This is a genomic window from Streptomyces sp. PU-14G, assembly GCF_041028275.1.
In the GTDB taxonomy this organism is placed as follows: Bacteria; Actinomycetota; Actinomycetes; order Streptomycetales; family Streptomycetaceae; genus Streptomyces.
The window spans coordinates 1-4,430 of the sequence record NZ_JASKYT010000528.1; the positions used below are offsets into that span (position 1 = coordinate 1).

A 4,430-nucleotide genomic window follows, 5' to 3' on the forward strand; every position below is an offset into this window, starting at 1 on the left:
SYYSKACACAGCACGAGGCCGACCCCGACGGGCGGGGACGGCCTCAGCGCGGATAAGAAGTCAGCGCGTCTCGCGGTGCACGGTGTGCCGGTTGTCGCGCGGGCAGAACTTCTTCATCTCAAGCCTGTCCGGGTTGTTGCGCCGGTTCTTCTTCGTGATGTAGTTCCGCTCCTTGCACTCCACGCAGGCCAGCGTGATCTTCGGGCGGACGTCTGTGGCAGCCACGTGAGTGCTCCTTGACGAACGGACGGATGAACGCAGAAAGAGTAGCCGATCGAAGGACAGACCCCACAACCGGCTACTGTCGGTGAAGTAGCGGTGACCGGACTTGAACCGGTGACACAGCGATTATGAGCCGCTTGCTCTACCGACTGAGCTACACCGCCACGATGCGGTGATCTCCCGACGGAAGACCTCTCACATCAGAGCCCCAAAACGGAATCGAACCGTTGACCTTCTCCTTACCATGGAGACGCTCTGCCGACTGAGCTATTGGGGCGAGCGATGAAGACATTACACGTCCCGCCGCCAAACGTGAAATCGGTATGGGCGCCCCCCGCGTGCCCTGGGCCACCTGGTGAGAGCCCTGGGACCACGGGTGCCCCAGGCTTCCCGCACACCACACCGGTACGACTATTCGTCTCCTCCCTACCGCCACCGGCCACGCGTCCTACGCTCGTCCCCACGCCGACGTGGGAGCCAGGACGTGGGAGTCAGATGACCGACAGCGAGCCGCAGGAACCGGGGAAAGCAGGGCGGGAATTCCGCGACGCAGCACCCCGGCATTCCGCCCGCCCCGCCCACGCTCTCGTGCTGTGCGGAGCACGGCTCGCGGACGGCCGCACGGTGGACGTACGGCTCGTCGGCGAACGCATCGAGGCCGTCGGCACGGCAGGCAGCCTCGGCCGCTCCCGGGAGCCCGGCACCCGGCTCGACCTCACCGGCTACCTCCTGCTCCCCGCACCCGCCGAACCCCACGCGCACTACGACACCGCGCTCACCGCCGTACCGCCCCGCCTCGACCGCCCCGGCGGCGGCACGGGTGGTGGCGCGGACGGAGCGGCCGAGCGAGCCGCGGACAGCCGCCCGGACGCGCCCAGCGGGGCGGACGGGGGCGGAACGGACGTCCTCCCCCGCGGCACGGGCGCCTTCGCGCGGGACGCGGACGCCGAAGAGGCCTTCACCCGGGACACGAGCCACCTGCGGACCCCCGGCCGGGGCACCGGCAGCTCCGGGCGCACGGGCGGCGCCAGGGGAACGGGCAGCGCCAGGGGAACGGGCGGCGCCGGGGGCGCGGGAGGCTTCGTGCACGCGGGTGAGGGGACGAGCCCGGCCGGCAGGCACCACCCGGGCGGCGGCACCGGCCCGGCAACCCCATACCGCGCCCGGGCCCACGGCGGCCCCGACCCGACGCGGGACGACATCCAGCGGCGCACCACCGAAGCCGCCCTCCTCCAGCTCGGCCAGGGCGCGACCGCGCTGCGCACCCACGTGCACATCGGCGACGTCGCCGGACTGCGCTCGTTGGAAGCGGTGCTCCAGGCCCGCCGGGCGCTCCGCGGCCTGGTCGATCTCAGCGCCGTGGCCGTGCCGCGGCTGCTGACGGGTGTCGCGGGCGCCGAAGGGCTGGCGATGCTGCGGGACGCCGTGAAGATGGGCGCGGCGGCCGTCGGCGGCTGCCCCGACCTCGACCCCGATCCGGGCGGCTACGTCGAGGCCGTACTGGACGTCGCCGCGGAACACGGCTGCCCGGTGGACCTGCACACCGACGGCGGCGACCCGGCGCGACTGGCCCGGCTCGCCGCCGCGGCCGGCGGACTGCGCCCCCGCGTCACCATCGGCCCCTGCGGCGGTCTCGCACGGCTGCCGCACCAGGTCGCACAACGGGCCGCCGGCCAGCTGGCCGCCGCGGGAGTCACCGTCGTCTCCCTGCCCCAGGGCAACTGCGGCGTCCTCGAACGGCCCACCCCCACCGCACCGTCCCGGATGGCACCCGTACGGATGCTGACGGCAGCAGGCGTGACGGTCACGGCGGGCAGCGGCGCGCTGCGGGACGCGGCCAACCAGGTCGGCCGCGGCGACCCGCTCGAAGCCGCCTACCTGCTCGCCTCGAGCGGCGAAGCCCGCCCGCACGAGGCCTACGAGGCGATCAGCGCGCGGGCACGGGCCGCGATGGGACTCCCCCAGGTGCGCGTCGAGGCGGGCTTCCCCGCCGAACTGCTGGCCGTGCGCGGCACGGAGCTGGCGGCGGTCCTCTCCCTCGCCTACAGCAGGATCGTCGTCCACCGGGGACGAGTGGTGGCACGGACCAGCGCCGTGCGCGAGTACTGCGATCTGGCGGGCGCACGCGAGCTGGGACTGCCGCGGCAGTCCCAGGGGTGAGCCTCCAGGGCTGAGCTCCCAGGACTGAGCCCTTCGGCTGAGCCCCGGGGCTGAGTCCTTCGGGCGGCGTGCCGGCCGGTGTGCGCGCCACAACCGACCGGTGTGCGCGCCACGAGGGGCGCGGGCCGTAGGTGGTCCGGTCCGCCGGACGGGCGGGTGGGGTCCGCGAGCTGGTGTGCCAGGGGGCGTACGGTCGGTGCATGCGCACAGTCATCGCTGGTGGACACGGTCAGATCGCGCTGCGGCTGGAGCGGCTGCTCGCCGGGCGCGGGGACGAGGTGGCGGGCATCGTGCGCCGCCGGGAGCAGGCGAGCGACCTGCTGGCGGCAGGCGCCGAGCCCGTCGTGTGCGACCTGGAGTCGGCCGGCACGGAAGAGCTCGCCCGGCATCTGGAGGGCGCCGACGCGGTCGTCTTCGCCGCCGGAGCCGGACCGGGCAGCGGCAGTGCGCGCAAGCAGACGGTGGACCATCGCGCGGCCGTCCTGTGCGCGGACGCCGCCGAGGCCGCAGGCGTACGGCGCTACCTGATGGTCTCCGCGATGAGCGCCGACGCCTCCCTGGAGGGCACCCCCGAGGGCATGGACCCCGTCTTCGCCGACTACCTGCGCGCCAAGGGCGCCGCGGACGACGACCTGCGAGCCCGCGCGCACCTCGACTGGACAGTGCTGCGGCCGGGACGGCTGACCGACGAGCCGGGCACCGGACGAGTGCACCTGGCCCCCGAGACCGGACGGGCGGAGGTGACCCGGGACGACGTCGCAGCCGTCCTGACGGCCCTGCTCGACGAACCGCGCACCGCGGGACTGACACTGGAGCTGGTCGGCGGCCGTATGCCGATCCCCGAGGCGATCGACGAGGTCGCGGGCGTGGCCGGCAGCTGATCCCGCGATCCCGCCGCGCTGCCGCCGCGTTCCGGCACGCCCCGAGAACCTCCCGGAACGTCCCTGAAGGCTCCGGAGCACCCCTGAACACGCCCCTGAACGCCCCCGAACGCCCCGGCCACGTTCGTCACCACCCGACGTGCACGGGGCGGCTGTCACCACCCGTCGGACACGGGGACCTTCGTCACTACCCGTAGGACACGGGGGCGTCCGTCACCACCTTTCGAACACAGGGGCGTTCGTCACGACCCGACGCACACGGGGCATGCGTCATCACCCGTCGGACATGGGGACGTTCGTCACCATCCGTCGAACACGAGGTCACCGGCCCCTCCCCCGGGGTGGTTCCTGTCCTCCGTCAGAGGGAGCGGGGTTGCCCGCGGGCTGGGTGGGAGATCGCATGGAGCGGCCCGTCCCACGCAACCAAGGGAGCTGCACATGCGCGCACGAATTCTCCTCGCGGCCTCCGCGCTGGCCGCCGTCGGCCTGCTCGGCGCAACCAACACCACGGCGGCGGCCGAACCGGCGCCCCCGGCCTCCCACCTCAACGGCCTGGCGAACTCCACCTGCGACTCGGCGACCCACGCCGCCGCGCTGCTCGGTGGACGCATCAGCTGCGGGCAGTGAACCCCGCGCACCGACGGGCAGTCGCCATGCTGTTGTTGTCTTCGGAGCAGCGTCCTACCCTGCGGCCTGACGGGGCGTCAGCTATAGCGGCGGGCGCTGTCTGGCCGGAGGAGGAACGGCATGGCGAACACCAGGACGGACGTCGGCGAACTTCCGCGGATCGTGAGTGTTGATGATCATGTGATCGAGCCGGCGCATTTGTTTGAGACGTGGTTGCCGCGTAAGTACCGGGATCGGGGGCCCAAGCCGTTGACGGCGGGGATCGGTGCGTTGGAGTACGTGGGGGGCAAGTACCGCTTCACGACCGATCCGCAGGGCCAGCTCACGGACTGGTGGGAGTACGAGGGCTTGTTCTTCCCCTACAAGCGGGTGATCGCGGCGGTCGGTTTCGACCGGGACGAGATGACGCTGGAGGGCATCACCCGCGAGCAGATGCGGCGCGGCTGCTGGGACCCGGCCGCGCGGCTGGCCGACATGGACCTCAACCACGTCGAGGCCTCGCTGTGCTTCCCGACCTTCCCCCGCTTTTGCGGCCAGACC

General features: G+C 72.7%; 4 protein-coding genes, 2 tRNA genes and 1 pseudogene. 4 read left to right on the top strand and 3 right to left on the bottom strand.

The genetic code is table 11. The features are described from left to right. Positions 1 to 60: 60 nt before the first annotated feature. From rpmG to AB8Z75_RS32830, 3 genes are all read right to left on the bottom strand, one after another. Positions 61 to 225 carry a 50S ribosomal protein L33 gene (gene rpmG, locus AB8Z75_RS32820; protein WP_019354206.1) on the bottom strand — a complete coding sequence of 55 codons (165 nt, stop codon included), beginning with the start codon at positions 223 to 225 and terminating at the stop codon, positions 61 to 63. Between the two features lie 88 nt (positions 226 to 313). Then, a tRNA-Met gene (locus AB8Z75_RS32825) sits at positions 314 to 386 on the bottom strand. Between the two features lie 40 nt (positions 387 to 426). After that, positions 427 to 499 (bottom strand) — tRNA-Thr (locus AB8Z75_RS32830). Between the two features lie 311 nt (positions 500 to 810). Here AB8Z75_RS32830 and AB8Z75_RS32835 point away from each other — a divergent pair. The 4 genes and pseudogenes from AB8Z75_RS32835 to AB8Z75_RS32850 form a co-directional block, all read left to right on the top strand. Continuing rightward, a complete protein-coding gene (locus AB8Z75_RS32835; RefSeq protein ID WP_369208458.1) occupies positions 811 to 2,382 on the top strand; it encodes a hydrolase in 1,572 nt (523 codons plus the stop codon). 200 nt (positions 2,383 to 2,582) lie between these two features. Then, positions 2,583 to 3,263: an SDR family oxidoreductase gene (locus AB8Z75_RS32840; RefSeq protein ID WP_369208454.1), complete on the top strand. Its 681-nt coding sequence runs from the start codon at positions 2,583 to 2,585 to the stop codon at positions 3,261 to 3,263. A 438-nt stretch (positions 3,264 to 3,701) separates the two neighbouring features. Next, positions 3,702 to 3,890, top strand: a complete 189-nt coding sequence (locus tag AB8Z75_RS32845; RefSeq protein ID WP_369208456.1) for a hypothetical protein — start codon at positions 3,702 to 3,704, stop codon at positions 3,888 to 3,890. 120 nt (positions 3,891 to 4,010) lie between these two features. After that, positions 4,011 to 4,430, top strand: a pseudogene (locus tag AB8Z75_RS32850) (amidohydrolase); the annotation flags it as partial.

Excerpts from the sequence above, each read along its gene's own strand:
- AB8Z75_RS32845 (WP_369208456.1), top strand. The coding sequence starts at position 3,702 with ATGCGCGCACGAATTCTCCTCGCGGCCTCCGCGCTGGCCGCCGTCGGC.
- AB8Z75_RS32840 (WP_369208454.1), top strand. The coding sequence starts at position 2,583 with ATGCGCACAGTCATCGCTGGTGGACACGGTCAGATCGCGCTGCGGCTG.